We start from the raw sequence: 24,485 nt of genomic DNA, 5'->3' as shown, positions 1-24,485 counted from the left end.
AGGCCCTACCCGCCCCTCCCCGCAAGGGAGGCTCGGCTACTTCTCCGTCGCGGAGAATTGCTCCAGCGCCTTGCGCGCCGCGCTTGCGATCGCGGTGCCCGGCGCCAGCTCGATCGCCCGGCTCCAGGCGGTGCGCGCATCCGCCTCGTTGCCGCTCGCCGCGGCGATATTGCCCGCCTCGAGCTGGACCGAGGGATCGTCGCCCGCGCGCTGCAGCGCCTCGGTAATGTCGTTTGCAGCACGCGGCAGGTCGCCACCGCGCCGCGCCAGCGTCGCCGAGAGCAGCCAGGCGAGCGGATCGCTGGCGGCATAGGTCAGCGCCTTGTCGAGGTCGCTGCGCGCCGCTTCATTGTCGCCGAGCGCCACCATCGCCCGCGCCCGGTCGAGATGCGCCTCGCCCAGGTCGAGCCCGGCCAGCGTGCCGGTGGCGAGCGCCGCATCGATCGCCGCGCGCGCCTTGGCCGGCTCCTGCGCCGCGATCCAGGCATTGCCGGCCGAAGCCCAATATTGCGGCGCGCGCGGGTCCTTGGCGACTTCCGCCTCGTGCGCGGCATCCTCGAACGTGCCCGCCGCGGCCGCCCATTTGCCCTGATTGGCATAGGCGACGCCCATGCACTGGCGCGCCATCACCCCGCCGCCTTCGGAGCGCCACTGCACCGCGTCGGCCAGCGCCTTGCCCGGATCGCCGGTCGCGAGATCCATGCACTGAGTGAAGCGCGGCGGCTCCTTCGCCGGCGCGGCCGGCGCACTCTGCACCGGGGCGGTCTGAAGGGCGAGGATCAGGAGGGGGAGCATAGGGCCAGGACTTCCTCGAGCGCGCGCACGATCAGGGCCAGGTCCTGCTCGCGCGAAAAACGGTGTTCCGCGTCCTTGACCAGCAAAGTCTGCACCATGTCTGAACGGATCGCGGCGGCCAGCCGGGGGGCGTGCTCCCACGGCACTTCCTTGTCCTTCTGCCCCTGGAGCAGCCGCACCGGCCCGCCCCAGGCGATCGGCTGGACGAGCACGCGATTGGCCTCGCCCGACGCCCAGAAAGCCCGGGTGGTCACCGTCGGCTGGTCGCCATAATCATTGGGCTGCTCGATCCGTCCGCTCTGAAGCAGCGCGAGCTTCTGCTCCATCGTGAAGCCCCAGTCGGTGAAGTCAGGCGCCGGGGCGATGCCGATCATCCCGGCAACCAGCTCGGGCCGCGCCTTGGCGATCATCGCCATGATCCAGCCGCCCATCGACGAGCCGACCAGCACCGCCGGCCCCTTCACGACCTCCTCGATCATCCGGATCGCATCGTCACGCCAGGTAGCGAGCGTCTCATCCTCGAAATTGCCCTCGCTCGCGCCGCAGCCCGAATAATCGAAGCGCAGGAACGCCCGGCCATGCGCCTTCGCCCAGGCCTCGAGGTGCAGCGCCTTGGTGCCGTTCATGTCCGACGCATAGCCGCACAGGAAGACCACGGTCGGGCCGGCGCCCGGCGTGTGGCGATAGGCAAGCTTGGGGCGGGCGGGGATTTCGGCGGGGGTTTCTTCGGTCATGCCGCGGGGATAGCGGGCGGGCCGTCACCTTAAAACCCTCTACCGCTTGCGGGAGAGGGTGGCCGCCCGAAGCGCAGGCCGGGTGAGGGTCAGTGCGGGAAGCAAGCGCGCCGCCCGCGGTCCGCACGCACCCTCACCCGTCCGCCGACTGCGTCGGCTCCTTCCCTCTCCCGCAGGCGGGAGAGGGAGAGAAGGTCAAATCCCTCCCGAAAACGTGTCGCACGCTCCAGGATCGCCGCTCTCCAGACCCTTCCTCAGCCACGCCATACGCTGCGCCGAGGTGCCGTGGGTGAAGCTCTCCGGCACGACGGTGCCCTGACCCTGCTTCTGCAGCGTATCGTCGCCGATCGCGTTCGCCGCAGTCATGCCTTCCTCAATGTCGCCCGGCTCGATCCGGTCCTTGTTCTTCGCCGCCCACACGCCGGCATAGCAGTCCGCCTGCAGCTCGAGCCGCACCGACAGCGCATTGCCCTCGCTCTCGCTCGCCCGGGCCTGGCGCCGCGAGACTTCGGTCGAGACGCCGAGCAGGTCCTGGATATGGTGCCCCATCTCGTGCGCGATCACATAGTCGCGGGCGAAGTCGCCCTTCGCCCCGAAGCGCTGCTCGAGTTCCTGGAAGAAACTGGTGTCGAGATACACGCCGGCATCGCGCGGGCAGTAGAACGGCCCCACCGCCGCCGAGGCCGAGCCGCAGCCCGACTGCACCTGTCCGGCATAGAAGTTGATCGTCGCCGGCTGGTACTGCTTGCCTTCGCCCTGGAAGATCGCCGCCCAGGTATCGTCGGCGGACTTCATCACCTTGCACGCCTCGAGCCGCAGCGGCGATTGCTCGCACACCTGCCGCCCGCTCTGCCCGGCCGTGGGCGACTGGCCGCCGCCGCCGGTGGTGCCCAGCATCCCGCCCCCGCCGCTCATCGCGAAATAGGCGATGGCGATGATCCCGATCACTGCGATGCTCCCGCAGCCCATGCCGCGCCCGAGCAGCAGCGGCAGCAGCCCGAGCAGTCCGAAACCGCCACCGCCGCCCCCGCCGCTTCCCAGGTCGCGGGCATTGTCGGTGGGGTCGATATCGTCGAGCCGCATGGCGATCCCTCTTCGTTGATACCCCGCAACAATGCCCCAAGCCGCGCACGGTTGCACGCGGCGAACCTTACGAAAGATACACTTCCCTCGCTCCGCCGTTTCGGCCACAGCACCGCCATGGCAGACGCAGAGACCCGTCCCCGCCGACAAGCCCCCGGCCTGCCGCTACCGGACACGGTGGCGCTGGTGCTCCAGGGTGGCGGCGCATTGGGCGCCTATCAGGCCGGCGTGATCGAGGAACTCCATACGGCCGGCATCGAAGTCGACTGGGTCGCGGGCATCTCGATCGGCGCAGTCAACGCCGCGCTGTTCGCCGGTAACCCGCCCGAGAAGCGCCTGTCCGCGATCCGTGCCTTCTGGGACCAGGCGACTTCCGCGCTCCCCGACATCTCGCTGCCGATGAACGACGCCGCGCGCGAGTTCAGCCATGAATGGGCCGCCGGCCTGGTCATGCTCGGCGGCGTCCCCGGCTTCTTCCGCCCACGCCTGCTGCCCCCTGGCTTCGCCACCCCCGGCACCCCCGAGGCACTGAGCTTCTACGACACTAGCCCTTTGCGCGAGACGCTCGACCGGTTGGTCGACTGGGACCTGCTAAACAAGGGCCCCATCCGCCTCTCGGTCGGCGCAGTCGACATCCAGAGCGGCAATTTCCGCTATTTCGATACGCGCGACGAGACGCTCGACGCGCGCCACATCATGGCCTCGGGCGCCCTCCCGCCGGGGCTGCCCCCGGTAGAGATCGACGGCGCCTGGTATTGGGACGGCGGCCTCGTCTCGAACACGCCGCTGACGCACATTCTCGACCGGCAGGATGCCGAGACATTGATCTTCCAGGTCGATCTCTTCCCCGCCGCCGACGAGCTGCCGCGCACGATCACCGACGTCGTCGCCCGCGAGAAGGAAATCCGCTTCTCCAGCCGCACTCGCACCGTCTCGGACGAGCGCATGCGCCTGCGCCAGGAGCGCCAGATGGTCTGCCGCCTGCTCGACAGGCTGCCGCCCGAATTGCTCGAGGATCCCGAGGTCCAGGCGATCCGGGCGCGCGTCTCCGAATATCCGGTCAGCCTCGTCCAGCTGATCTACCGCGCCAATGCCTGGGAAGGCGGTTCGCGAGACTTCGAATTCTCGGCGCGCTCGATGCACGAACATTGGCAGGCCGGCCGCACCGCGGTGGTCGAGACGATGGCGAATGCCCGGATCGTCGCCAGCAACATCCTTGACGGCAACACCGCCGCCTTCGATCTCACCCAGCGTTAGGAGTAGTTCATGTTCCTCAAGGGCAAGTCCGCGATCATCACCGGTTCCACTTCGGGCATCGGCCTGGCCTATGCCAAGGCGCTGGCCGCCGAGGGCGCGAGCGTGATGATCAACGGCTTCGGCGACGCCGCCGCGATCGAGAAGGAGCGCGCCGGTCTCGAGGCGCTGAGCGGCGCCAAGGCGCTCTACGACGCGGCCGACATGACCAGGCCCGACCAGATCGATGCGATGGTCCAGCGCTGCCATGACGAACTCGGCGGCCCGCACATCGTCATCAACAATGCCGGCATCCAGCATGTCGCCCCGATCGAGGAATTCCCCGTCGAGAAGTACGATGCAATCATCGCGATCAACATGTCCTCGGCCTGGCACGTCACGCGCGCCGCGGTGCCGTTCATGAAGGCGCAGAAATGGGGCCGGATCATCGCCACCGCCTCGGCGCACAGCCTCGTCGCCAGCCCCAACAAGAGCGCCTATGTGATGGCCAAGCACGCCATTGCCGGCCTGACCAAGACGATCGCGCTCGAAGTCGCGACCCACGGCGTCACCGTCAACTGCGTCTCGCCCGGCTATGTCTGGACGCCTTTGGTCGAGAACCAGATCCCCGACACGATGAAGGCGCGCGGCCTCACCCGCGAGCAGGTGATCAACGACGTGCTGCTCGATGCGCAGCCGACCAAGGAGTTCGTCACCGCGGAACAGGTCGCCGCGCTGGTGCTTTTCCTCTGCCGGGACGAAGCCGCGCCGATCACCGGCGCCAACTACTCGATCGACGGCGGCTGGACCGCGGCCTGATGAAGGAATTGAAGCGCATGAAATGGCCCCCCGCCGCCGCGTTGCTCGCGCTCGGCCTGACCGGCTGCAACGTCTATCGCGAGGCGACGACGAGCGAGCCGCCGTCCGGCTGGGGCTGGCGCAAGGTGGCGACCGACAGCGACGCCGACCGGGTGCGCCAGTGGCGCAAGGCATGGGACGATGCGCTCGCACCTGCCAAGGCCGAAGCGCCGGCGGCGATCGCGGCGGACCCGAAGCTGTTCGATCCCGACGTCGCGCTCGGCCATGCGATGCCGCCGGCCGGCGAGTATCGCTGCCGCACCATCAAGCTCGGCTCGCAGCAGCCGATCACGCGCTATTACACGGCCTATCCCGCCGGCCGCTGCGTGATCGCGCCGCGCGGCGACGCGCTTCGCCTGGTCAAGGCCGACGGCGAGCAGCGTCCCGACGGCATCATCTATCCCAACACCGATGCCCGGGCGATGTTCGTCGGCGTCATGGTCTATGGCGACGAGACCGCCCCGCTGCGCTACGGCGTCGACCGCAAGCGCGACATGATCGGCTATATCGAGCGCATCGACGAAGCCCGCTGGCGCCTCGTCCTCCCCTATCCCGGCTTCGAGTCCAAGCTCGACGTGATCGAGCTGACGCCGGCGAACTAATCACGGGCGGGCGTTTGACACCCCGCCCGCCCCACGCGACACTCTTCCCTCGATCCAGGGGGGAACCAAATGCTCGCTACTCTTCTTCTCGCCAGTGCGATGAGCTTCAGCACGCCCCCTGCCGCCGATCCGGTGCACGACGCGACCCAGGCCGCGCTGCCCCAGCTCCTCGAATTCTACCGCGACTTCCATTCGAACCCCGAGCTCAGCCTTCACGAGGTCCGCACGGCCGCCAAGCTCGCCGAGGAAGCGCGCAAGGCCGGCTTCAAGGTCACCGAGAAGGTCGGCGGCACCGGCGTGGTCGCGATCCTCGAGAACGGCCCCGGCCCGGTCGTGCTGATCCGCGCCGACATGGACGGCCTGCCCGTCACCGAGGCGACCGGCCTGCCCTTCGCCTCCACGGTGCGCACCACCACCGATGACGGCGTCGAGGCCGGCGTGATGCATGCCTGCGGGCACGACACGCACATGGCGAGCTGGATCGGCACGCTGCGCAACCTCGCCGCGATGAAGGCGAAGTGGCACGGCACCGTGATCATGATCGCCCAGCCCGCCGAGGAGCGCGGCGCCGGCGCCAAGGCGATGCTCGACGACGGGCTGTTCACCCGCTTCCCCAAGCCGCAATTCGCACTCGCCTTCCATGACAGCGCCAGCCAGCCCGCCGGCCAGATCGGCGTGACGCCGGGCTATGCGCTCGCCAATGTCGATTCGGTCGACATCCTCGTGAAGGGCGTCGGCGGGCACGGCGCCTATCCGCAGACCACCAAGGACCCGATCGTCCTCGCCGCGCGCATCGTCACCTCGCTCCAGACGCTGGTCAGCCGCGAAGTCGATCCGCAGGATGCCGCGGTCGTCACCGTCGGCATGATCAAGGGCGGCTCGACGCACAACATCATCGGCAGCGACGTGACGATGCTGCTCACCGTGCGCAGCTTCAAGCCCGAGGTCCGCAAGCTCCTGCTCGACGGCATCGCGCGCATCGCCAAAGGCGAGGCGATCGCCGCGGGCGTGTCTGACGACCGGATGCCCGAGGTCAAGCTGCGCGACAATTTCACCCCCGCGACCTTCAACACCCAGCCGCTCAGCGACCGGATGAAGACGCTATGGACCGCCCGCTTCGGCAAGGACCGCGTCGTCGAGACCCGCGCGGTGATGGGCGGCGAGGACTTCAGCCGCTACTGGCTCGCCGACCAGTCGATCCAGAGCCTGATCTTCTGGGTCGGCGGCGTGCCGGCCGAAAAATGGGCGGCGTCGGACGATGGCAAGAAGCCGCTCCCTTCGCTCCACAGCGCCTATTGGGCGCCCGACGCGGAGAAGGTGATCGGCACTGCGACCGAGGCGATGACCGCGGCGGCGCTGGATATCCTCAAGAAATAGCGCAGCGCGATCAGCTGGTCGCGCGATCCTCCGCCTTTTCCAGCAACGGATAGAGGATCGACTTCTCCGTCGCGATACGCGCGCGCATCGCCTTGCGCATCTCGATCGACGCCGCGCGATAGCCCGGCCAGTCCGCGACGACGCGCTCGATCGTCCAGGCGCCGACATGGCGGCTGGTCGCGGAGAGCATGTCGGTATTGCTGTCGCGCAACACATCGAGCTGCGGCGCGGATCGCGGCGCATCCGCGGCCAGCCGCGTACAGGCCTGCTCCACCAGCCGCCGACGCCGGCTGCTCGCCCGGCTCAGCCGCCAGCGGATCGCAGCCAGCGCGCTCGGATCGGGCGCCGGCGCGCGCGTCGCATCCTCCAGCTCCTGGATCCCCGCGAGCAATGTCGCATGTGCTTCGTGCAGCTCGGTTAGCATGTCGTCGTTCAATGCCTCTTCGGCTCAACGCCGGGGCGCGGACAGCGATCCCATGGCACCGCGAACGCGGGAAAGAGGCAGGTCCTGGGGAGTGCGGGGCGCCGGCGAGTCGTCGCGGCCTCTTCCCACTATCATTGTCTAACCCAGGACGGGGCTTGCGGCAAGCCGGGGTCCCTGCGCCATGAGGCTGCCCTCGATTCGCAACGAGGGAAGCAGCAGCACATGATCTACTATCACGGCACCCGCGCGGACCTGCGCATCGGCGACCTGATCGCCGCCGGCTATAATTCCAACTACGGCCAGCGGAGGGCCGCCTCCTGGGTCTATTTCGCCGGCACGCTCGAAGCCGCGACCTGGGGCGCCGAGCTGGCGCAGGGTGCAGGCCGCGAGCGCATCTACATCGTCGAGCCGACCGGCGCGTTCGTCGACGATCCCAACCTCACCGACAAGAAATTCCCCGGCAACCCGACCCTCTCGTACCGTTCGGCCGACCCGCTTCGCGTGGTGGGAGAGGTGGCGGAATGGCAGGGCCATTCGCCCGAGCAGCTCCAGCACATGAAGGACGCACTCGAACGCCTGAAAGCGCAGGGGATCGAGGCGATCGACTAAATTCCTTCTCCCGTTGGGAGAAGGAGGGGCCCGCTCAGCGAAGCTGAGTGGGAGGATGAGGACAGGCGCGTTTCAGGCACCTCGCTCGTGGCTAAACTGCCCTCACCCAACCCTCTCCCAAAGGGGAGAGGACTTAAATCAGCGGCACTCCACGGTAAGATGCGCCAGCTCATGCACCGGCGCCAGCCGTACGCGGATCGCCTCGGCATCGCCTCCCGCCACGCTGACGATCGCCGCCCGCGCCTCGGGACCTACCCGCCACACATGCAGGTCGAGGATCCGCACGTCCCCGAGCAGGGTGCGCACTTCCTCCGCGACATGGTGGTCGGTCCGGTCGAGCAGCACCGCCGCGGTGTCGCGCATCAAGGTCCACGACCAGCGCGCGATCACCACGCCGCCAACGATCCCCATCGCCGGATCCATCCACGCCCAGCCGAGATAGCGCCCAGCAAGCAGCGCCGCGATCGCCAGCACCGAAGTCAGCGCATCGGCGAGGACATGGACATAGGCCGAGCGCATATTGTTGTCCTGGCCATGGTGATGGTGATGGCCGTGGTCATGATCGTGGTGGTCATGCCCGCCCGAAAGCAGGAAGGCGCTGGCGATATTCACCACCAGCCCCAGCACCGCGACGATCGCCGCCTCGCCGAACGCCACGGTGATCGGCTCGAACAGCCGCAGCACCGACTCCACGCCAATCCCCAGCGCGATCAGCCCGAGCACCATCGCCGAGGCAAAGCCTGCCAAGTCGCCGACCTTGCCCGTACCGAAGCTGTAGGCCGCACTGCGCGCATGTTTGCGCGCATAGGCATAGGCCGCCGCGGCCACCGCTAGCGCGCCGGCATGCGTCGCCATGTGGAAGCCGTCGGCGAGCAGCGCCATCGATCCGGTCCAATATCCGGCGACGATCTCGCCGACCATCATCACCGCGGTGAGCGCCACCACCCACAAGGTCCGCCGCGCATTCTCGTCATGCGCGGCGCCCAGGAAGACATGCTCGTGCGCCAGCGCATCGATTTCGGGAAGACTAGCCATGTCGGGTCCTATTTCGAATAGCGGCGGATCACTGCCAGCAGGTCCTCAGCGCCCTGCGCGCGCTCGGCGTCGCTGAGGTCCGGATGCGCGACATGCGCCTCAAGGTGATCGGCGATGATCTCGTCGAGAAGCCCGTTCACTGCGCCGCGCACCGCGGCGACCAGCTGGAGCACCTGCGCGCAGTCCGCATCGCCCTGCAGCGCGCGCTCGACTGCACCGACCTGCCCGCCGATGCGGCGGACCCGCGCCAGCAGCGCGTCATCGTTATGGGAAAGATGAGCCATACCCATACCCCCTATAGGTATGGGCGCACCCGGTAAAGTCTTAGGCCGCTTCGGTCCGCGGCAGGAAGCACGCCACCGTCTCCGCCGGCAGCCGCGCGGGCTGCAGCGTGTCGGCGTCGAGGCAGCACCAGCGCGACTTGACCTCGGCCAGCGTCTCGCTGCCGCGGCGGATCACCGTGTCGTAGAACGCGCTCTCGCGCCGCACGCTCTCCAGCACCACGGTCGCGACCAGCGCGTCGGCGAGGAAGGCGGGCTTGCGATAGGTGATGTCGTGCCGCACCGCGACCCAGCGATGCGCGGTCACCGCCTCGGGCGGCGCCAGCGCCTCCCAATGATCGACCACCGCGGCCTGCACCCAGCGCAGATAGATCGAATTGTTGACGTGCCCCAGCGCGTCGATGTCGTCCGCTTCGATCCGGATGGCATAATGGTGCGGGCTGCTCTGCGTCATGAAGCTCCGTTCGGGATACTGCGCGCCTCGGCGAGCAGGCGGTCGGCCAAATCGAGATAATAGCGGCAGACTTCGGACAGATCCGTGACAGAGACCGCCAGCTCGGCACCCACCGCAACCCGCTTAAGCCGGCCGCCGGGAGTCCGCCAGCCGATCGTCATCGCATCGTCGCCTGCCCCGTCGCCGCGCAGCACCGTGCCCGCGCAGTAGAACAGGCAGTCGCGCGAGCGGCCAAGCGCGGCGAGCCGATCATGGTCGGGATCGGGCACGCTGAGCGCGCGCCGTAGTCGGGCGAGCTTGTTCGCAGTGTTGCGCTCGCCCTCGGGCAGCGCGATCCCGCGGCAGCGCGCCGCCTCGCCGACCAGCAGGTTCAGGAAACGGTCGAGCTCGCGCAGCCCGTTGCCGATCACCTTGGCGCGGTAGCGCCCTGCGATCGCCCGCGGCGCTTCCCCGGGTCCGCCCAGGCCGATGCCCAGGAACCGCGATCCGCGCTGCAGCGTCGCATAGGCACGGATCAGTTCGGGGCTGGTCACGATCGCTGCGTTGCGCGCAGCGCCTTGCCTCACTGCGCCTCGCGGCGTGCGGCAATTGCCTTCTCGACAGCGGCCAGCCCCTCGGCACTGGCGATCGCCAGGTCGAGCGGGCGCCCGCCCAGCGCGTCATCCTGTTCGTTGAGGAAGGCAGTGGCGCCCTCGCGGCCCAGTGCCTCGAATGCGATCCGCGCGATCCGGCCCTGGCGCTCGGCGCTTTCGGGCGAAAGCCGCACCTCGGAATATTTCTTGCGAAAGCCCGACGTCCGCGCCGGCTTTTCGGGGGCGCCTTCGGCGGCCGGCTCCTGCATGTCCGACATCAGGCGGCCGACACCGGCAAAGTGGCGATGCGCAGCGCGCCGCACAGCCGGGCGATGCGCTCGGCATAGAGCCGCGCCAGCCCGCGATGGGCAAGCCGCGCCTCGGCACAGGCAGCATTGGCTGCGCGCATCAGCGAAATTTGCTGTCGGTAGAGTAGCTCGTTGAGGTCCATTGTCCTGCTTCCGTGGCGTAAGCGGGAGCACAAGGGCTCTCAGTCGCGGGCGCCTACGAATGGAACTGCCAACGATGCCTGGAGCCTAGCGCATCGCCACTGCGATAGCCACCGGCGATACGGATCGGCGCTGGCACCCGTCATTAGATAAACTTATGCTCGCCGGCCTATGGTCCGCCCTCACCTCCCCCTGAACGCGCTGCGCGCCTTCGAGGCTTCGGCCCGCCACCTCAGCTTCACCCGCGCCGCGATCGAGCTGTGCGTGACCCAGGCGGCGATCAGCCACCAGGTAAAGGGGCTCGAGGAGCGGCTTGGCGCCCAGCTCTTCCGCCGCCTGCCGCGCGGGCTGGCGCTCACCGATGAAGGACAGGCGCTGCTCCCCGCACTCGGCGACAGCTTCGATCGCATCGCCGAGCTGGTCGAGGGCATTGCGAGCGGCACTGCCGCGCAGCTCCTCTCGGTCGCCGCGGTCGGCACCTTCGCCACCGGCTGGCTGCTCCCGCGCCTTCCCGGCTTCCACGCCGCCCATCCGCGCATCGACTTGCGCCTGTTCACCAACAACAACCGCGTCGACCTTGCCGGCGAGGGCCTCGATTATGCGATCCGCTTCGGCGCCGGCGCCTGGCATGGCACCGAGGCCGTGCCGCTGATCGAGACCCCGCTGACGCCGCTCTGCACGCCCGACCTCGCCGCACGGCTGACCATGCCCGCCGACCTGCTCGCGCTCCCGCTGCTGCGCTCCTACCGCGCCGACGAATGGCCGCGCTGGTTCGCCGGCGCCGGCATCGCCCCGCCCACGCTGCGCGGCCCGGTGTTCGACAGCTCGCTGGCAATGGCCGAGGCGGCGATCCAGGGGCTGGGCATCGCCCTCGCCCCGCCGGCAATGCTGACTCGCCACCTGGAGGAAGGCCGCCTCGTCCGCCCCTTCGATCTCGAAGTCAGCACCGGCCGCTACTGGCTTACCTGGCTCCAGTCCCGCACCCCGAGCCCGGCGATGGTGGCGTTCCGCGAGTGGATCACGGGGGAAATCGCCACATAGAAGCCCTCTACCCCATCGCCACTGCGTCCACCGCATCCTCACGCTTTTCGGGCCGGATATAGATCGAGCTGAGCTTGGGCTCCTGCGCCTTCAGCCTATGCTCCAGCCGTTCGATCAGGCTCTCCGCCTCGCCCATCGGCAGTGCGTCCGAAAAATCGGCGCTCACTGCGACGAACACGCGGTCGGGCGCGGTGTGGATCGTGCGGACATGGTTCACATGCGTGATGCACGGCTCGGCCTCGAGCAGATTGCGGATCGCCGCGATCATGGCCGGATTGGCCCGCTCGCCGATCAGCAGCCCCTTGGATTCGCGCGCCAGCAACATCGCCACGCCCGCCAGGATCACGCCGATGACGATCGAGGCCCAGCCGTCGATCCTGGGGTCGCCATAATGGTGGCTCGCCCATACGCCGGCGCCCGCCACGATCAGGCCGGCCAGCGCCGCCGAATCCTCGAACAGCACGATGAAGCCCGACGGGTCCTTCGATTCCTTGATCGCCTTCCACCAGCCGCATTCGGCCTTGGACTTGGCGAACTCGCGCATCGCGATCCACCAGCTCGTCCCCTCCAGCGCAAAGGCGATGGCGAGCACGACATAGTTGATCAGCGGATCGCGCAGCGGCTCGGGCGACTGGATATGCTTCCAGCCCTCATAGACCGACACGCCCGCGCCCAATCCGAAGATCAGGATCGCGACGATGAAGGCCCAGAAATAGAGCTCGCGGCCATAGCCGAAGGGATGGTCGCTGTCCGGCGCACGCTTCGCGCGGCGCTGCCCGTAGAGCAGCAGGCCCTGATTGCCGGTATCGACCAGGCTGTGCACCCCCTCAGTGAGCATCGAGGAGGAACCGGAAATCGCGGCCGCCACGAACTTGGCGACCGCGATTCCGAGATTGGCGGCCAGCGCCGCATAGATGACGATGTTTCCGCGCCATCCCGACGCGGGCGAAGCCGCCACTTAGCCGAGGCCGATCTTCGACAGGATATTGCCGATCACGCCCTTGTCTTCGCCGCCCTTGGCGAGCTTTGCCTCTGCCTTGGGGTCATAGCCCGAGCTTTCGGGAAGCTCGTTGGCGCTGTGGCTGTGGACCGGCTGCGTCGATGCCGGCGGATCCGACGCGTCCATCGACTCGTCGAGCCCGCGGTCGAGCCGCGCTTCCTTGCTCTCGGGGTTGCGGTACAGCCGTTCGGCAATCGATTCATCGGTACCGGCGTCCGCCGACTGGGCCGGCGTGCGCGGGGTTTCGTCGTCTGGGCCCGGTGCCACCGACATATGGTCCAGCGCCGGGTCGATCGGGTTCGCGTCCATTTTCACTCTCCTGAGCGTTGCCCTGCTGTAACGAACGCCTCACGATTCGCGTTCCCGCGCGGACATCTGTTGGACGCAAAAGAAAACGGCCCGGCGAATTTCTCCGCCGGGCCGTATTTCGCTTTGTTGTTTGGGGAACTTAGTTCCGCTGGCTGCCGAACAGGCGCAGCAGGAACAGGAACATGTTGATGAAGTCGAGATAGAGCGTCAGCGCGCCCATCACCACGGCCTTGCCCATCACGTCCGTACCCTGGACGACGAAGTACATGCTCTTGATCTTCTGCGTGTCATAGGCAGTGAGGCCCGCGAACAGCAGCACGCCGATCACGCTGATCGCCAGGCTCAGCGGGCCCGAGCCGATGAACAGGTTGACGATCGAGGCGACGATCAGACCGACCAGTCCCATGATCAGGAAGGTGCCGAAGCCCGACAGGTCACGCTTGGTGGTGTAGCCCCACAGGCTGAGACCCGCGAAGCCCGCCGCGGTGCCGAAGAACACCTGCGCGATCGACGTGTCGGTATAGGTGAGGAAGATCGTCGACAGCGACAGGCCCATCAGCGTGGCATAGGCCCAGTAAAGCGCCTGCATCGCCGGGGTGGACAGGCTGCGCTGGCCGAAGCTCATCACCATCACGATGCCGAGCGGCGCCAGCATCACGATCCAGCCGAGCGCCGACATCGCGATGCCGCCATTCGCCTGCTGCACGAACAGCGAGGTGATCGCGCCGCTCTTGGCGAAGGCGAACGCGACGATGCCCGTCAGCAGCACGCCCGAAGCCATATAGTTGTAGACCGACAGCATGTAGGACCTGAGCCCCGCGTCACGCGCTTCCGCGCCTGCGCCGGCGGTCACATAGGCGCCCGTCCGGGGATCCGACCAATTAGCCATTTGAAACTCCTTTGCCCGGCCCATGCCGGTATCCTGCGAATATCGCCCTCTCAGGGGGTGTTTTCAAGCGAAACCGCCCGCGTTACGGGCTTGTCATGCTCCGGTTATTCGTTGGTCTGCGTCCGCCCGCCCCCATTCGCGCCCAGTTATGTGCGCTGATGGGCGGGATTCCGGGCGCGCGCTGGCAGGAGGACGACCAGATCCACATCACGCTGCGCTTCATCGGCGATGTCGATGAGCGCGCCGCCGAGGATGCCGCGCTCGCGCTCTCCGCCGTCCACTGGCCCCCGATCGAAGTCGCACTCGACGGTGTCGGCACTTTCGACAGCCGCGGCCGGATCAACGCGCTCTGGGCCGGGGTGCGCCCGAAGGAGGGCCTTGCCGCGCTCCACCGCAAGATCGACCAGGCGCTGGTGCGCGCCGGCCAGCCGCCCGAGCGCCGTGCCTATTTGCCCCATATCACGCTGGCCCGGATGAACACCCCCAGCGAAGCCGTGGCGCGCTTCGTCGAGGCGCATGCCGGCCTCGCCAGCCCGGCCTTCACGCTCGAGCATTTCTATCTGTTCGAAAGCCATCTCGGCCACGAGGGCGCGCGGTACGAGGCGGTGGAGCGGTATTCGTTGACGTGACTCCCCTCCCTGCAAGGGAGGGGCTGGGGGTGGGTGGAGGCCTGGCGATACTGAATAGCCGGGCCCTAGCCGCACCGTATAGGGGGCAAGGGCCCACCCCCGACCCCTCCCTTGCAGGGAGGGGAGAGCCCGCTACTTCTTCTTCCCCCGCGCCTCGATCACCGCGCGCACCTTCTTCGCCAGCTGCTCGCGCGAATAGGGCTTGGAGAGCAGGTCCACCCCGGCATCAAGCCGCCCGTCATGGACGATCGCATTCTCGGTGTATCCCGAGGTAAACAGTACGGCGAGCTCGGGCAGGCGCGCCCGCGCCAGCCGCGCCAGTTCGGGGCTCTTGAGCGTCCCCGGCATCACCACGTCGGTGAACAGCAGGTCGATCGCCACGCCGCTCTCGATCACGCTCAGCGCGCTCTGCGCATCATTGGCGCGCAGCACGGTATAGCCGAGCTCGGTCAGCAGCTCGACCACCGTCGCCTGCACGTCGGGATCGTCCTCGGCCACCAGGATCGTCTCGGTGCCGCCGCGCATCGGCACCGTCTCATGGGACGCGACCAGCACTTCCTCGCGCTTGCGGACGCGCGGCAGATACAGCTTCACCGTCGTGCCCTGGCCGATCTCCGAATAGATCTTCACATGGCCGCCCGATTGCTTGACGAAGCCATAGACCATCGACAGTCCCAGCCCCGATCCATGCCCCTCGGGCTTGGTCGAGAAGAACGGCTCGAACACCTGCTCGATCAGCTCGGGCGCGATACCGCTGCCGGTGTCGGTCACCGCCAGCATCACATATTGCCCCGCCGGCACGCCCTCCAGCCCGTCGGTATAATCGTCGTCGAGCGAGGCGTTGGCCGCCTCGATCGTCAGATTGCCCGTCCCCTCCATCGCATCGCGCGCATTAATCGCGAGGTTGAGGATCGCGTTCTCGAGCTGGGTCGGATCGGCCTGGCAATTCCACAGGCCTCCCGACGTGATCACTTCGATTCCGATTGCCTCGCCCAGCGCGCGGCGCAGCATGTCCTCCATCCCGACCAGGAACTTGCCGACATTGAGCACGCGCGGCTCAAGCGGCTGGCGTCGGCCAAAGGCGAGCAGCTGGCTCGCCAGCTTCGACCCGCGCTGCACGCCCGCCAGCGCATTGGCCACGCGCCGTTCGGCCTTTTCCTGCCCCTGCACGTCGCGCGCGAGCAGCTGGAGATTGCCCGAGATCACCTGGAGCAGATTGTTGAAGTCGTGCGCGACGCCGCCGGTCAGCTTGCCGATCGTCTCCATTTTCTGCGCCTGCTGGAGCGCCGCGAACACTGCCTCGCGCTCCGCCACTGCCTCGGCGACGCGCGTCTCGAGCTGGTCGTTGAGCCGGGTCAGCTCCGCCTCGGCCGCGCCGCGGTGCAGGATCTCGCGCTCGGCCGCCTGGAACAGCCGCGCATTGTCGAGCGCCAGCGCCGCCTGCCCCGCCAGGCTGACCAGGCTCGCCTCCGCCGCCGCGCCGAACACGCCCGGCGTCGAATGGCCATAGAACAGCCCGCCGATCACTTCGCCCGCCGGCGTCTTCACCGGCACCGCCAGGTACGCGCGCACCGGCAGATGCCCCTCGGGCATGCCCTTGTGCGGCGCATTATGCCCGTAGCGCGGATCCTGGGTGATGTCGTCGACGCGCACCACGCCCGTGCCCTCGAAGGTCGGCGCGAACACCTGGGTGTTGCGCGGCATCGGGAATTTCTCGAACTCGCTGCGCGGCACGCCGGCGATCGCATAGAGCGTGTAGCTCTCGCCCGCGGCATTGCGGACATTGTAGAAGAACGCGCCGAACTGTGCCCCGCTCAGCGCCACCCCGGCATCGACTGCCTTTTGCGCCACGCGCTCGGTATTGAGCTCGCCGGTGATCGCGCGGCCGGCCTGGTTGACGATCTCCAGCGTGCGCGACTTCTCCTCGAGCGCCGCCAGCGCCGCGGCCGCGCGCTCCTCGGTCTCATAATGTTCGGTGCGGTCCGCGCTGATCCCGAAAATGCCGAGCACCGTGCCGTCCGCCCCGCGGATCGGTGTCATCGACAGGTCGACGCGGATGTCGATCTTCTCGCCATTGCCGCGCATGCTCTGCACGTGCAGCCCCGGCCGCAGCACCGCCTCGCCGCGATAGGCCTGTTCGAAATAGCGGCCGACCTCGCTCCAGACCTTGGGCCAGCTCTCGCGATAGGAGCGCCCGAAGATCCGCCGGTTCTCGTCACGATAGGCGTTCAGGATCAGGTCGTTGTAGAAGAACACATAATCCGGGCCCCAGGTGATGAAGGCGCGCTGGGGCGATGCGAGCATCAGGTCGATCGCCTGGCGGAGCGCGTCGGGCCAGTCGGCGACGGGCCCGAGCGCCTGGGCCTCGAAGCCCGGCGCCCGCAGCATTTCCCCAGTTTCTCCGCCATGATCGGGCCAGGCGGCGTCGGCTGTTGCCATTAAGCGTCCCTTGGGCCCCCGCCCGGATCGGGGTTTATACCGGGAATGTGGCGAAGGGGAAGACGGGGCTTTGGGCCGGGCGGCGCAGTTGCTGCCGTTTCGGAGCGGCACCCTCTGGCGGAGTTGCGCGCCGCCGCTAGGATGCCGGCATGGGCGTGGCGGCACTGTCTCCTGCGGCGATGCAGATCGTCATTTGGCTGGGCGAGGTCGGCCCGCGCTGGGGGCTGCCGCAGGCCGCCTGCCGGGTCCACGCCGCCCTCTATCTCGCAGCCCGGCCGATGCCCGCGAGCCTGTTTCCCGACCTGCTCGGGCTGGATGCCGGCGAAATCACCGAAGCGCTGGACTGGCTCGAACAACACGGGCTGATCGAGGCAGGCACCGACGGCTGGCGCACCGGCGTCGATCCCTGGGCGCTGATGCTGCAGACGCTCGAGGCGCGCCGGACGCAGGAACTGGCGCAGGCGCGCACGGTCATCGACCAGTGGCGCCACGCCGCTGCCGGCGAGGATCCACTGGTCTCGCGCCAGGCGGCACGGCTGTTCGACCTGGTCGAGGATATCGCGGCGATCGATGCAGGCACGCGCGGGCTTTCGGCGGCGACAACGCGCCGCCTGATCGGTCTTGGCGGCCGCGCGGCGCGGCTGTTCGGCAATGGCCTGGGTGCAAGGGGACGGCGATGAGCGAGGCAGGCGGTGCGGCACATGGCAGTTTCAAGGTCAATTCGCTGACCGGCCTCGACAAGGCCGACGCCGTCGCGGGCCGGGTGCGGTGGGACGGCCCGCGCTCGATCTGGAACGCGACGATGCTCGCCGCTGCGCTCATCCTCGGGCCGCTGACCTTCAGCTGGAGCGCGCTCGCGGTCTTCCTGGTGACGGCGGGCATCACTCTGTGCGTCGGCCATTCGGTCGGCTTCCACCGCCGGCTGATCCACCGCAGCTTTGAATGTTCGAAGGGGCTGGAGCGCGTCCTGGTCTGGTTCGGCACCGCGGTCGGGATGGGCGGCCCGATCTGGACGATCCGCCTGCACGACAGCCGCGACTGGGCGCAGCGCCAGCCCGATTGCCACTGGTTCCTCCGGCATGCCAAGCCGCTGCTCGTCGACGGCTTCTACTATCTGAACTTCCGTCTCGAGCTGGCGAACCCGCCCGGCTTCGATCCCGGCCCGGGCATCGCCGATGATCGCTTCTACCAGTTCATCGATCGCTATTGGATGTGGCAGCAACTGCCGATCGCGCTGGTGCTCTACGCGCTCGGCGGCTGGCCGTGGGTGGTCTGGGGCGTCTGCGTGCGCGTCGCGGCGTGCACGACGATGCACTGGTTCATCTCCTATTTCGCCCACACAAGCGGTCCGCAGGACTGGACCGTCGATGGCGCGGTCATCCAGGCCTATAATGTCCCGCTGCTCGCGATCCCGACGATGGGCGAGAGCTGGCACAGCAACCACCACGCCTTCCCCGCCTCCGCCCGGCATGGCCTCTATCCGGGCCAGATCGACCTGGGATACCGTTTCATCCAGTTGCTCGAACTGCTCGGCCTGGCGCGGGGCGTGAAGCTGCCGGCATATCTGCCGCCCCGCCCGGGCATCACCCCGGTCAGCGCCCGCGCGCTCAGCGTCGCCGCGCCAGGCCAGGCGGAGATTGCCGGGCAGGACAAGGCCGCGTGAGCGATCCCCTGCCCGAATTCCGCGCGGCGCACCGCCTGGCCGAGCCCGACGCTTCGCACTGGCTGCTCCGCTTCGGGCCGGTGACGCTGAAACTGCGCAACTTCGCCTGGCGCCAGGCCGCGATCGACGCGCATGACCGGCACCATCTGATCACCGGCTATCCGCTCACCCTGCGCGGCGAGATGCAGCTCGCGGCCTGGGAATGGGGCGCCGGCCGCTATCCCGACTGGCGCGCGACCGCCTTCTGCGCGCCGCTCGTCGTCGCGGGCGCCATCCTGATGCCGCGGCGAACCTTGCGCGCCTTTCGCGAAGGCAGGAAGTCCGAGAGCCTCTACCCGGCGCGGCGCTAGCCCCGCCGCCCGATCCGCGCGACCAGCGCCTCGGCCGCCGCGCTGACATCGCCCCAGGTCACATCGAAATCCGCGTCCTCGCCATAATAGGGATCGGCGACCGAACTCCCCTCGCGCCCCGGCACGAAGTCCATCAGCAACCCGACCTCCGCCGTCGCATCCGCCGGCGCGATCGCCGCGAGGTCGCGCAAATTCTGCCCGTCGAGCGCCAGCACATAGTCGAAGCGCCGAAAGTCCTCGGCGCGCACCTGCCGCGCGCGCAGTCCCGAAATGTCGGTGCCGTGGCGCCGCGCCGCCGCCTGCGCCCGCCGATCGGGCGGCTCACCGCTATGCCAGTTGCCGGTCCCCGCCGAGTCCACCGTCACCGCGATCCCGGCACGCTCCGCCGCCGCCCGCAGCGCCCCTTCGGCGAGCGGCGAGCGACAGATATTCCCCAGGCATACGAACAGGACCGAGGGCACGCTCACATCGCGTGGAAGACGCCGCAGGCGATCCGCCCGCCCGAATTGCCCGAGGGATCGGTCTTGTAATCGTCGGCATTGGCATGGACGACCAGCGCCGCGCCATCCTCGTCGAGCAGCCCGGCAAAAGTGCCGCCCGGCAGCGTGAAGATCGTGCGGTCGCGGCCATCTTCGCCCACCGAGAGATTGGGCAGGTCGCCCGAATGCGGTCCCATCGGATTGTCCTTGCCATGCTGGTGCGCGGTCGGGTTCCAATGGCCGCCGGCGCTGGCAAAGTCGGGGCCGTCGCACTTGCCGACGGTGTGGACATGCGTGCCGTGCACGCCCTTGGTCATGCCGTGGACCTCGACCATCACGCGGATTGCACCGTCGACTTCCTCGGCGATCGCCTTGCCGACATCGGTGCCGTCGGCCATTTTGAGGTCGGCCTGGGCGCGGAAGTGACCCGCCATGTAGCGCGCGTCCTTCTGGGGGCTCGCGCACCCGGCCACCGCCAACAACCCCGCCACCGCCACAAGACCACGCATCGCCCACACTCCGGATAAATGTTCCCGTTACGTAATGGCTGTCGGCGCCGCCGGTTCCAAGGGGTCAGCGCAAACATTCTCCGTCCGTCTTGCCCGCGACGCTGCCCACCCCAAGGATGATCTTCGCCCGCCGCTCGAAGGTCAGCGCCTGCCAGCGCCCCGAATTGCCGATCGCCGTCCGGCTCCGCAAAAAGGTCAGATGGAGCATCTCATATTGCTCCGGATCGATGAGGCGCTTGTCGAGCAGGCAGCCCCAGCGATCGACATTCCACGCCCAGTCGCGCTGGACCCCGTCCTGGTCGATCGACCGCGCCAGCGCGCCATACCAGGCGAAGATCGCCTCCAGCCGGTCCCAGCGCTCGGCCTCGGGCATCGCGCCGAGCTTGCGCCGCAGCCGCGCCAGGTCCTCGTCGAGCGGGAAGCCGCCCTGCTGCACCTTGGTGTCGACTGCCCAGCGCACCTTGCGCGGGCCGATCGCCTCGCCCGGGAACACGCGCAGCAGGTCCTGCCGCACGCCCTCGAGCAGCACCAGATAGGCGTCGAGCTGCACCTGCATCATGCCGTCGCTCTCGAACAGAGCCGCCAGCTCGCCGCGCAGCACCGGGTTCAACTTCCCGTCGGGGCCATGCGCCGCAAGGATCTTCGCCCGGCATTTGTCCTTCACCGGCACCGCCAGGCAGTCGCGCGCGAAGATGGTCTTGCCATAGACCGGCATCAGCGCCTTGCGCGCGCGCCCGAAATGCCGCTGGTCCTGCTTCCAGGCCTTGAGCAGCGGCTGCAGGCTGCCGGTCCCGAAATTCCACTGCGACATGCCGACCGAGATCAGCTGCCCGTCGAAATTGCCGGTCGGGTCGGCCCAGCATCCCGAGGTCTCGGGAATCGAAGTCTCGTGCATCTGGGCAAAGATCGCCGCGCGGTCGAGCCCGATCGCCGCCAGCCGCACGGCGCTGTCGGCATCGATCACCAGCATTGGCGCATCGCCGACCTGCCGGCACGGCGCGGGCGCGGGCGGCACGGGCATCGTCTGCGCAGCCGCCGGCACGCCTGCCAGCAGTCCCGCCGCCATCGCCAGTCCAGCCCAGATCCGCATCGCCATCCCCCGTCGTCAGGAGGAGAGCCTAACCGAGCGCGCCGGGCCACGCCCCCTCGAAATCGCGCGCGCCCTATGCCTCAGTCGAACAGGCGGGTGCGACCGCGCCGGCCCCAGAGCTTGCACCGCCGGCGCTCGGGCGGCGGTGCCATCGCCGGCTCCTCACGCTGCCACAGTCCGCTGGTCTCCGCATCGAGCGCGGCAAGCAGCGGCCCCGGATCGAGCCCGAGCAGGTGCGCATAGCGGCGCACCGCCGCAGCGGCATAGACATGCGCACGCAGCCGGGTGAAGTCGCCCGCTTCGATCGCCTCGATCATCCGGCGCGGCACGCGCGTCGCGGCATGCACCGCGCCCAGCCCGAGACCCATCGCCTCACGCCGTGCCCGCAACCGCGCGCCCAGGCCGGACGCTGGCGCCGTCGATCGATTCTGTCGAACCCCCTGCATCGCTCCGGGCTCGGCCCCGGCGCGCCTTCCGGCAACGCCACCGCTACCCGTTTCTGCGAAGCACCACGCAAATCACGCCAAACCCGTGCAAATCTGCGAATTCCTTCTACTCAAAATGACGAATCGGTGGTTAACCATCTTTCCGCAGCTCCATCGGGGGCCCAGATGTTCGGGAGAAGATGCCAACCCATCTGCCACTCGATCCCCCGCCGATCCGCCTGATGACCCGGCTGCTTTCCGAGTTGCAGACGACGATCCTCGCCCATGCCATTCGGCTGTTCGAGGGCGATCTCGACCGCGTCACGATCTTCGCGCTGATCACCCGTGACACCTATGGCTTCGAGCGCGAGGGCCAGGGTCCGCCGAGCGGCATCTCGGCCCATTCGCTCGCGATGTCGCTGTCGCGCCCCTATGAAACCGTCCGGCGCCACGTCCATGCCCTGGTCGATGCCGGCTGGTGCGAGCGCGGGCCCGACGGCGTCCATGCCAGCCCCGCCGAGCTGGCCCGGCCCGAACTCGTCGCCTTCTCCACGCTGATGCACGACGCCGCAGTGCGCTTCGTCGCCGACCTTGCGCATAACGGCGTGCCGATGCCCGAAGTCGGCGCGGCCCGCCCCTATCACCACAGCTCGGGCGTCCAGGCGGCGATCGACATGATGCTGGCGGTGGTCGACAGCAATCGCCGCGTCCATGGCGACTGGCTCGAGCTCGTCGTCTTCTCGACCATCTATTGCGCCAATTCGCGCCTGCTCAACCAGGATCGCGCGCTCGCCCGCCATTATGCCGATGGCCGCAATTCGCCGCCGGCCGATCTGCGCCCGCCGGTGCGCACCAGCGCTGTCGCCCGCGCGCTCGGCCTGCCCGAGGCGACGGTGCGCCGCCGCGTCGCGAGCCTGTGCGAGGATGGCCGGGTCGAGCGGCTTGGCAAGAAGCTGATCGTCTCGGAAGCCTGGCTCAACCGCCCGGAATCGGTGGCGACCAGCACGCAGAGCTTCGCGATCGTCCGGCTGTTGCTCGCGCGCCTCGGGGCCAATGGCTTCCCGCTCGATGATCCCTCGCGCGCCTATCTCGCGCGCCGCCCCGACATCCCCGCCTTCGACTGACCCAATCCGGCGACAGGCCGCCGCGCGGGTTCGTCAAAATGGGCACCCCGCCGCTTGAGCCGTCGCCCGCCCGCCCCTTAGGGGCGGGAAGAACGGACGGCATGACGTCGTCCCAAGAGGCATGACCCCGGTCCCAATGCGGGGTCAGGCAGATCGTCGGCTCCCTCCGACGGTCACCATCGGTGGGCGCGGGCTTTCCCGCCCGCGCCCTATCCGACTTCCTCAGCTTATGGCGCCGGGTTCCAGCCGACCGTGCCGTTCCACTGCGCAAAGGCCTTGGCGCGGGTGTTGATCGCCGACAGGTCGGCGGTGCTGCTGCCATAGGTGGTGTTGCGTCCGGTCATCGACAGCGCCGTGCCCGCCGCGTTGAGCGAACCGCTCTCGCGCCAGCCCTCGGTCGCGCTCGGCAACAGGTTCGGGATCGGGTTGATCCACCAGCCCGCGGCGGCGACATGCGTCCCCATCTTCACGCCGATGAACGCGGCATTGTCGCAATATTGCGTGCCGTTCGCCGCCGACCCGCCGCCGAGCACCAGCATCGTCTGGCAGAAGCCCGCCGCCTGGGTGTTGCCGCCCGAGCGCGCCAGATAGGTCGATCCGCTCGGCACCGTGCTCTCGGAGGTCAGCGACCCGCCGAGCACGACGAAGCCCGGATAGCCCTTGGCCGAGCGCGCCTGGAAGATGTACCCGCCCGACGTCGGCGCCGTCGGATCGAACACCGTCCGCAGCTCCGAATTCTCGAGCACCATCGCGTAGGGATAGCCCCAGATGAAGTCGACATCGCCCGCGACCAGGCTGTTGTAGATCCACACCCAGCCCTTCATCTGCAGCGTATCCTGCGTGCTGATGAAGTTCATGTCGGTGCCGATGAAGCGCGATCCGTTGATCGTCGCGGCGTTATAATAGATCACCTCGGCCTGGCTGTTCTGCGTGGCGTCCTTCACATGCGTGTTCTGCATCGTGAAGTTGGTCATCTTGATCAGGTCGCCGCCCTCGATCAGCATCACCGCACGCCCGCCGCCCAGCGACAGGCGATTGCCCAGCGCCGACGCGCCGCCGATATTGGCGAAGGTCGTGTTTGGCGTCGCGCGGCTGCCGCCCGTGCCCGGGTTGAACGCATCCCAGTTGCTCGCCTGCACCACCGTGTTCGCGCGGCTCTCGCCGGTGATCGTCAGGTTGTTGACGTTGCGCAGGAACAGCTGCTCGTCATAAATGCCGTTCTTGATCGTGATCGTCTTGGCGGCCGCATTTGCCGCCGTGCCGCACGACGAGCAGCCCACCGTCATCATGTAGTTGAGCGCGCCCTGCACCGAGCGGAAGTCCGCCGCGCCATCGTCGTCCACCGTCACTGCGGTGGTCGAGGTCGGCGCCGATTTGGTCTTGAAGGTCCACGCCGTCGCGCCGGAGATGCCCTGGAAGGTGCTCGCCCCGTTGAAGCCGCCGTTGAACGTGCTCTTGTCGACCGTGACATAATAGGAGGTGTCATAGGCCAGCACATTGTCGTGCAGCTTGATCGACACCGTGTTGCCCGCGATCCGGACCGGGCGATAATAGGTAAAGCGATACTGGGTCAGGCTCGGCACATTGTTGCCGATCTTGTCGATCTCGGTGTTGCCATTGCCCAGCGCGACCTGCGTCTCGAGCCCCGCGGCCACCACGTCCGACGAGGTGTCGATCGTGTCGACCAGCGTACCGTCGGCCTTGTAGACGCGGATCTTGCCGTTGCCCGTCGCCACCGGCGCGCTTGCGAAGGTCAGCTTGAGCAACGTGTCCTTGTACGCCGCCGTCTCGCCATTGGCGGGCAGCGTGCCCGAAACCGCGGCACCCGGCGAAGGCGTCGGCGTAGCGGTGGGCGCCGGTGTCGAAACCGAGCCGCTGCCGCCGCCGTCACATGCCGACAAAGCCAATATCAGTGCGACGCCCGCACCTGTGGCGCACAATTTCTTCATGATCGCCTCTCCCCTTATGGCCAGGTGGTCCTGGTCCATTTTCCGGGAGCATCTTGATACCGGTGTCAGACACAGTCAAGACA

General features: G+C 68.2%; 30 protein-coding genes. 11 read left to right on the top strand and 19 right to left on the bottom strand.

Annotation, left to right across the window (positions count from 1 at the left end):
- Positions 1-36 precede the first annotated feature (36 nt).
- The 3 genes from HZY97_RS18850 to HZY97_RS18840 form a co-directional block, all read right to left on the bottom strand.
- Positions 37-795, bottom strand: coding sequence for a tetratricopeptide repeat protein (locus tag HZY97_RS18850; RefSeq protein ID WP_180147642.1), 759 nt, complete (start codon positions 793-795; stop codon positions 37-39).
- Complete coding sequence (locus HZY97_RS18845; RefSeq protein WP_180147641.1) at positions 780-1,529, bottom strand: alpha/beta hydrolase; 750 nt, start codon at positions 1,527-1,529, stop codon at positions 780-782. The genes HZY97_RS18850 and HZY97_RS18845 overlap by 16 nt, the downstream gene beginning before the upstream one ends.
- A gap of 195 nt (positions 1,530-1,724) precedes the next feature.
- Positions 1,725-2,612: a neutral zinc metallopeptidase gene (locus tag HZY97_RS18840; protein ID WP_180147640.1), complete on the bottom strand. Its 888-nt coding sequence runs from the start codon at positions 2,610-2,612 to the stop codon at positions 1,725-1,727.
- Between the two features lie 117 nt (positions 2,613-2,729).
- Between HZY97_RS18840 and HZY97_RS18835 the strand changes: the two genes are divergently transcribed.
- From HZY97_RS18835 to HZY97_RS18820, 4 genes are all read left to right on the top strand, one after another.
- Complete coding sequence (locus tag HZY97_RS18835) at positions 2,730-3,869, top strand: patatin-like phospholipase family protein (protein WP_180147639.1); 1,140 nt, start codon at positions 2,730-2,732, stop codon at positions 3,867-3,869.
- A 9-nt stretch (positions 3,870-3,878) separates the two neighbouring features.
- Entirely contained in the window at positions 3,879-4,664 is a 786-nt protein-coding gene (locus HZY97_RS18830) for a 3-hydroxybutyrate dehydrogenase (RefSeq protein WP_180147638.1), read from the top strand.
- Positions 4,665-4,681: 17 nt separating this feature from the next.
- Complete coding sequence (locus HZY97_RS18825; protein WP_180147637.1) at positions 4,682-5,305, top strand: DUF4893 domain-containing protein; 624 nt, start codon at positions 4,682-4,684, stop codon at positions 5,303-5,305.
- A 69-nt stretch (positions 5,306-5,374) separates the two neighbouring features.
- Positions 5,375-6,682, top strand: a complete 1,308-nt coding sequence (locus HZY97_RS18820; RefSeq protein ID WP_180147636.1) for an amidohydrolase — start codon at positions 5,375-5,377, stop codon at positions 6,680-6,682.
- 10 nt (positions 6,683-6,692) lie between these two features.
- Here the strand turns inward: HZY97_RS18820 and HZY97_RS18815 are convergent, their stop codons facing one another.
- Positions 6,693-7,118: a hypothetical protein gene (locus HZY97_RS18815; RefSeq protein WP_180147635.1), complete on the bottom strand. Its 426-nt coding sequence runs from the start codon at positions 7,116-7,118 to the stop codon at positions 6,693-6,695.
- A gap of 210 nt (positions 7,119-7,328) precedes the next feature.
- Here HZY97_RS18815 and arr point away from each other — a divergent pair, with 210 nt between their 5' ends.
- Entirely contained in the window at positions 7,329-7,715 is a 387-nt protein-coding gene (gene arr / locus HZY97_RS18810; protein ID WP_180147634.1) for an NAD(+)--rifampin ADP-ribosyltransferase, read from the top strand.
- Between the two features lie 138 nt (positions 7,716-7,853).
- Here arr and dmeF read toward each other — a convergent pair whose 3' ends face one another.
- The 6 genes from dmeF to HZY97_RS18780 are packed head-to-tail and all read right to left on the bottom strand — an operon-like array spanning position 7,854 to position 10,508.
- The gene (dmeF, locus tag HZY97_RS18805) at positions 7,854-8,750 is read right to left on the bottom strand and encodes a CDF family Co(II)/Ni(II) efflux transporter DmeF (protein ID WP_180147633.1); all 897 of its coding nucleotides are present in this window, start codon (positions 8,748-8,750) and stop codon (positions 7,854-7,856) included.
- 8 nt (positions 8,751-8,758) lie between these two features.
- Positions 8,759-9,034, bottom strand: coding sequence for a metal/formaldehyde-sensitive transcriptional repressor (locus tag HZY97_RS18800; RefSeq protein ID WP_180147631.1), 276 nt, complete (start codon positions 9,032-9,034; stop codon positions 8,759-8,761).
- Positions 9,035-9,074: 40 nt separating this feature from the next.
- A complete protein-coding gene (locus HZY97_RS18795) occupies positions 9,075-9,485 on the bottom strand; it encodes a thioesterase family protein (RefSeq protein WP_180147629.1) in 411 nt (136 codons plus the stop codon).
- Positions 9,482-10,051: a hypothetical protein gene (locus HZY97_RS18790; RefSeq protein WP_180147627.1), complete on the bottom strand. Its 570-nt coding sequence runs from the start codon at positions 10,049-10,051 to the stop codon at positions 9,482-9,484. Before HZY97_RS18790 ends, HZY97_RS18795 begins: the two co-directional genes overlap by 4 nt.
- Positions 10,048-10,335, bottom strand: a complete 288-nt coding sequence (locus tag HZY97_RS18785; RefSeq protein WP_257215176.1) for an antitoxin Xre/MbcA/ParS toxin-binding domain-containing protein — start codon at positions 10,333-10,335, stop codon at positions 10,048-10,050. The genes HZY97_RS18790 and HZY97_RS18785 overlap by 4 nt, the downstream gene beginning before the upstream one ends.
- Positions 10,335-10,508 (bottom strand): hypothetical protein, encoded by a 174-nt coding sequence (locus HZY97_RS18780; RefSeq protein ID WP_180147625.1) that lies wholly within the window; start codon positions 10,506-10,508, stop codon positions 10,335-10,337. The genes HZY97_RS18785 and HZY97_RS18780 overlap by 1 nt, the downstream gene beginning before the upstream one ends.
- A 169-nt stretch (positions 10,509-10,677) precedes the next feature.
- Here HZY97_RS18780 and HZY97_RS18775 point away from each other — a divergent pair, with 169 nt between their 5' ends.
- Entirely contained in the window at positions 10,678-11,547 is an 870-nt protein-coding gene (locus HZY97_RS18775) for a LysR family transcriptional regulator (RefSeq protein ID WP_180147623.1), read from the top strand.
- 7 nt (positions 11,548-11,554) lie between these two features.
- Here the strand turns inward: HZY97_RS18775 and HZY97_RS18770 are convergent, their stop codons facing one another.
- From HZY97_RS18770 to HZY97_RS18760, 3 genes are all read right to left on the bottom strand, one after another.
- Entirely contained in the window at positions 11,555-12,505 is a 951-nt protein-coding gene (locus HZY97_RS18770; RefSeq protein ID WP_180147621.1) for a cation diffusion facilitator family transporter, read from the bottom strand.
- Entirely contained in the window at positions 12,506-12,856 is a 351-nt protein-coding gene (locus HZY97_RS18765; RefSeq protein WP_180147619.1) for a hypothetical protein, read from the bottom strand.
- 139 nt (positions 12,857-12,995) lie between these two features.
- Positions 12,996-13,745 (bottom strand): Bax inhibitor-1/YccA family protein, encoded by a 750-nt coding sequence (locus HZY97_RS18760; RefSeq protein WP_180147617.1) that lies wholly within the window; start codon positions 13,743-13,745, stop codon positions 12,996-12,998.
- A 95-nt stretch (positions 13,746-13,840) separates the two neighbouring features.
- On the opposite strand from HZY97_RS18760, the gene thpR reads away from it, so the two are divergent.
- Positions 13,841-14,374: an RNA 2',3'-cyclic phosphodiesterase gene (thpR, locus tag HZY97_RS18755; RefSeq protein WP_180147615.1), complete on the top strand. Its 534-nt coding sequence runs from the start codon at positions 13,841-13,843 to the stop codon at positions 14,372-14,374.
- Positions 14,375-14,506: 132 nt separating this feature from the next.
- Here the strand turns inward: thpR and HZY97_RS18750 are convergent, their stop codons facing one another.
- Positions 14,507-16,813, bottom strand: coding sequence for an ATP-binding protein (locus HZY97_RS18750; protein ID WP_180147613.1), 2,307 nt, complete (start codon positions 16,811-16,813; stop codon positions 14,507-14,509).
- Positions 16,814-16,962: 149 nt separating this feature from the next.
- On the opposite strand from HZY97_RS18750, the gene HZY97_RS18745 reads away from it, so the two are divergent.
- The 3 genes from HZY97_RS18745 to HZY97_RS18735 are packed head-to-tail and all read left to right on the top strand — an operon-like array spanning position 16,963 to position 18,826.
- Positions 16,963-17,493 (top strand): hypothetical protein, encoded by a 531-nt coding sequence (locus tag HZY97_RS18745; protein ID WP_180147612.1) that lies wholly within the window; start codon positions 16,963-16,965, stop codon positions 17,491-17,493.
- Positions 17,490-18,476: an acyl-CoA desaturase gene (locus HZY97_RS18740; protein ID WP_180147610.1), complete on the top strand. Its 987-nt coding sequence runs from the start codon at positions 17,490-17,492 to the stop codon at positions 18,474-18,476. The genes HZY97_RS18745 and HZY97_RS18740 overlap by 4 nt, the downstream gene beginning before the upstream one ends.
- On the top strand, positions 18,473-18,826 hold the full coding sequence (locus HZY97_RS18735; protein ID WP_180147608.1) for a hypothetical protein: 354 nt from the start codon (positions 18,473-18,475) through the stop codon (positions 18,824-18,826). The genes HZY97_RS18740 and HZY97_RS18735 overlap by 4 nt, the downstream gene beginning before the upstream one ends.
- Here the strand turns inward: HZY97_RS18735 and HZY97_RS18730 are convergent.
- The 4 genes from HZY97_RS18730 to HZY97_RS18715 form a co-directional block, all read right to left on the bottom strand.
- Positions 18,823-19,293 carry a low molecular weight protein-tyrosine-phosphatase gene (locus HZY97_RS18730; protein ID WP_180147606.1) on the bottom strand — a complete coding sequence of 157 codons (471 nt, stop codon included), beginning with the start codon at positions 19,291-19,293 and terminating at the stop codon, positions 18,823-18,825. The two genes, HZY97_RS18735 and HZY97_RS18730, sit on opposite strands and share 4 nt — an antisense overlap.
- The gene (locus HZY97_RS18725) at positions 19,290-19,814 is read right to left on the bottom strand and encodes a superoxide dismutase family protein (protein WP_180147604.1); all 525 of its coding nucleotides are present in this window, start codon (positions 19,812-19,814) and stop codon (positions 19,290-19,292) included. Before HZY97_RS18725 ends, HZY97_RS18730 begins: the two co-directional genes overlap by 4 nt.
- Before the next feature lie 64 nt (positions 19,815-19,878).
- Positions 19,879-20,904, bottom strand: a complete 1,026-nt coding sequence (locus tag HZY97_RS18720) for a hypothetical protein (protein WP_180147602.1) — start codon at positions 20,902-20,904, stop codon at positions 19,879-19,881.
- Between the two features lie 80 nt (positions 20,905-20,984).
- Positions 20,985-21,350 carry a RodZ family helix-turn-helix domain-containing protein gene (locus tag HZY97_RS18715; RefSeq protein WP_257215175.1) on the bottom strand — a complete coding sequence of 122 codons (366 nt, stop codon included), beginning with the start codon at positions 21,348-21,350 and terminating at the stop codon, positions 20,985-20,987.
- A gap of 179 nt (positions 21,351-21,529) precedes the next feature.
- Here HZY97_RS18715 and HZY97_RS18710 point away from each other — a divergent pair, with 179 nt between their 5' ends.
- Complete coding sequence (locus HZY97_RS18710; protein ID WP_180147598.1) at positions 21,530-22,453, top strand: helix-turn-helix domain-containing protein; 924 nt, start codon at positions 21,530-21,532, stop codon at positions 22,451-22,453.
- A 227-nt stretch (positions 22,454-22,680) separates the two neighbouring features.
- Here the strand turns inward: HZY97_RS18710 and HZY97_RS18705 are convergent, their stop codons facing one another.
- Positions 22,681-24,402: a hypothetical protein gene (locus tag HZY97_RS18705; protein ID WP_218943165.1), complete on the bottom strand. Its 1,722-nt coding sequence runs from the start codon at positions 24,400-24,402 to the stop codon at positions 22,681-22,683.
- Positions 24,403-24,485 lie beyond the last annotated feature (83 nt).

This window comes from Sphingomonas sp. R-74633 (assembly GCF_013416555.1).
Lineage (GTDB): Bacteria > Pseudomonadota > Alphaproteobacteria > Sphingomonadales > Sphingomonadaceae > Sphingomonas.
The sequence above is the reverse complement of the archived record's forward strand: the minus strand, read 5'-3'. Positions and strand labels throughout refer to the sequence as shown.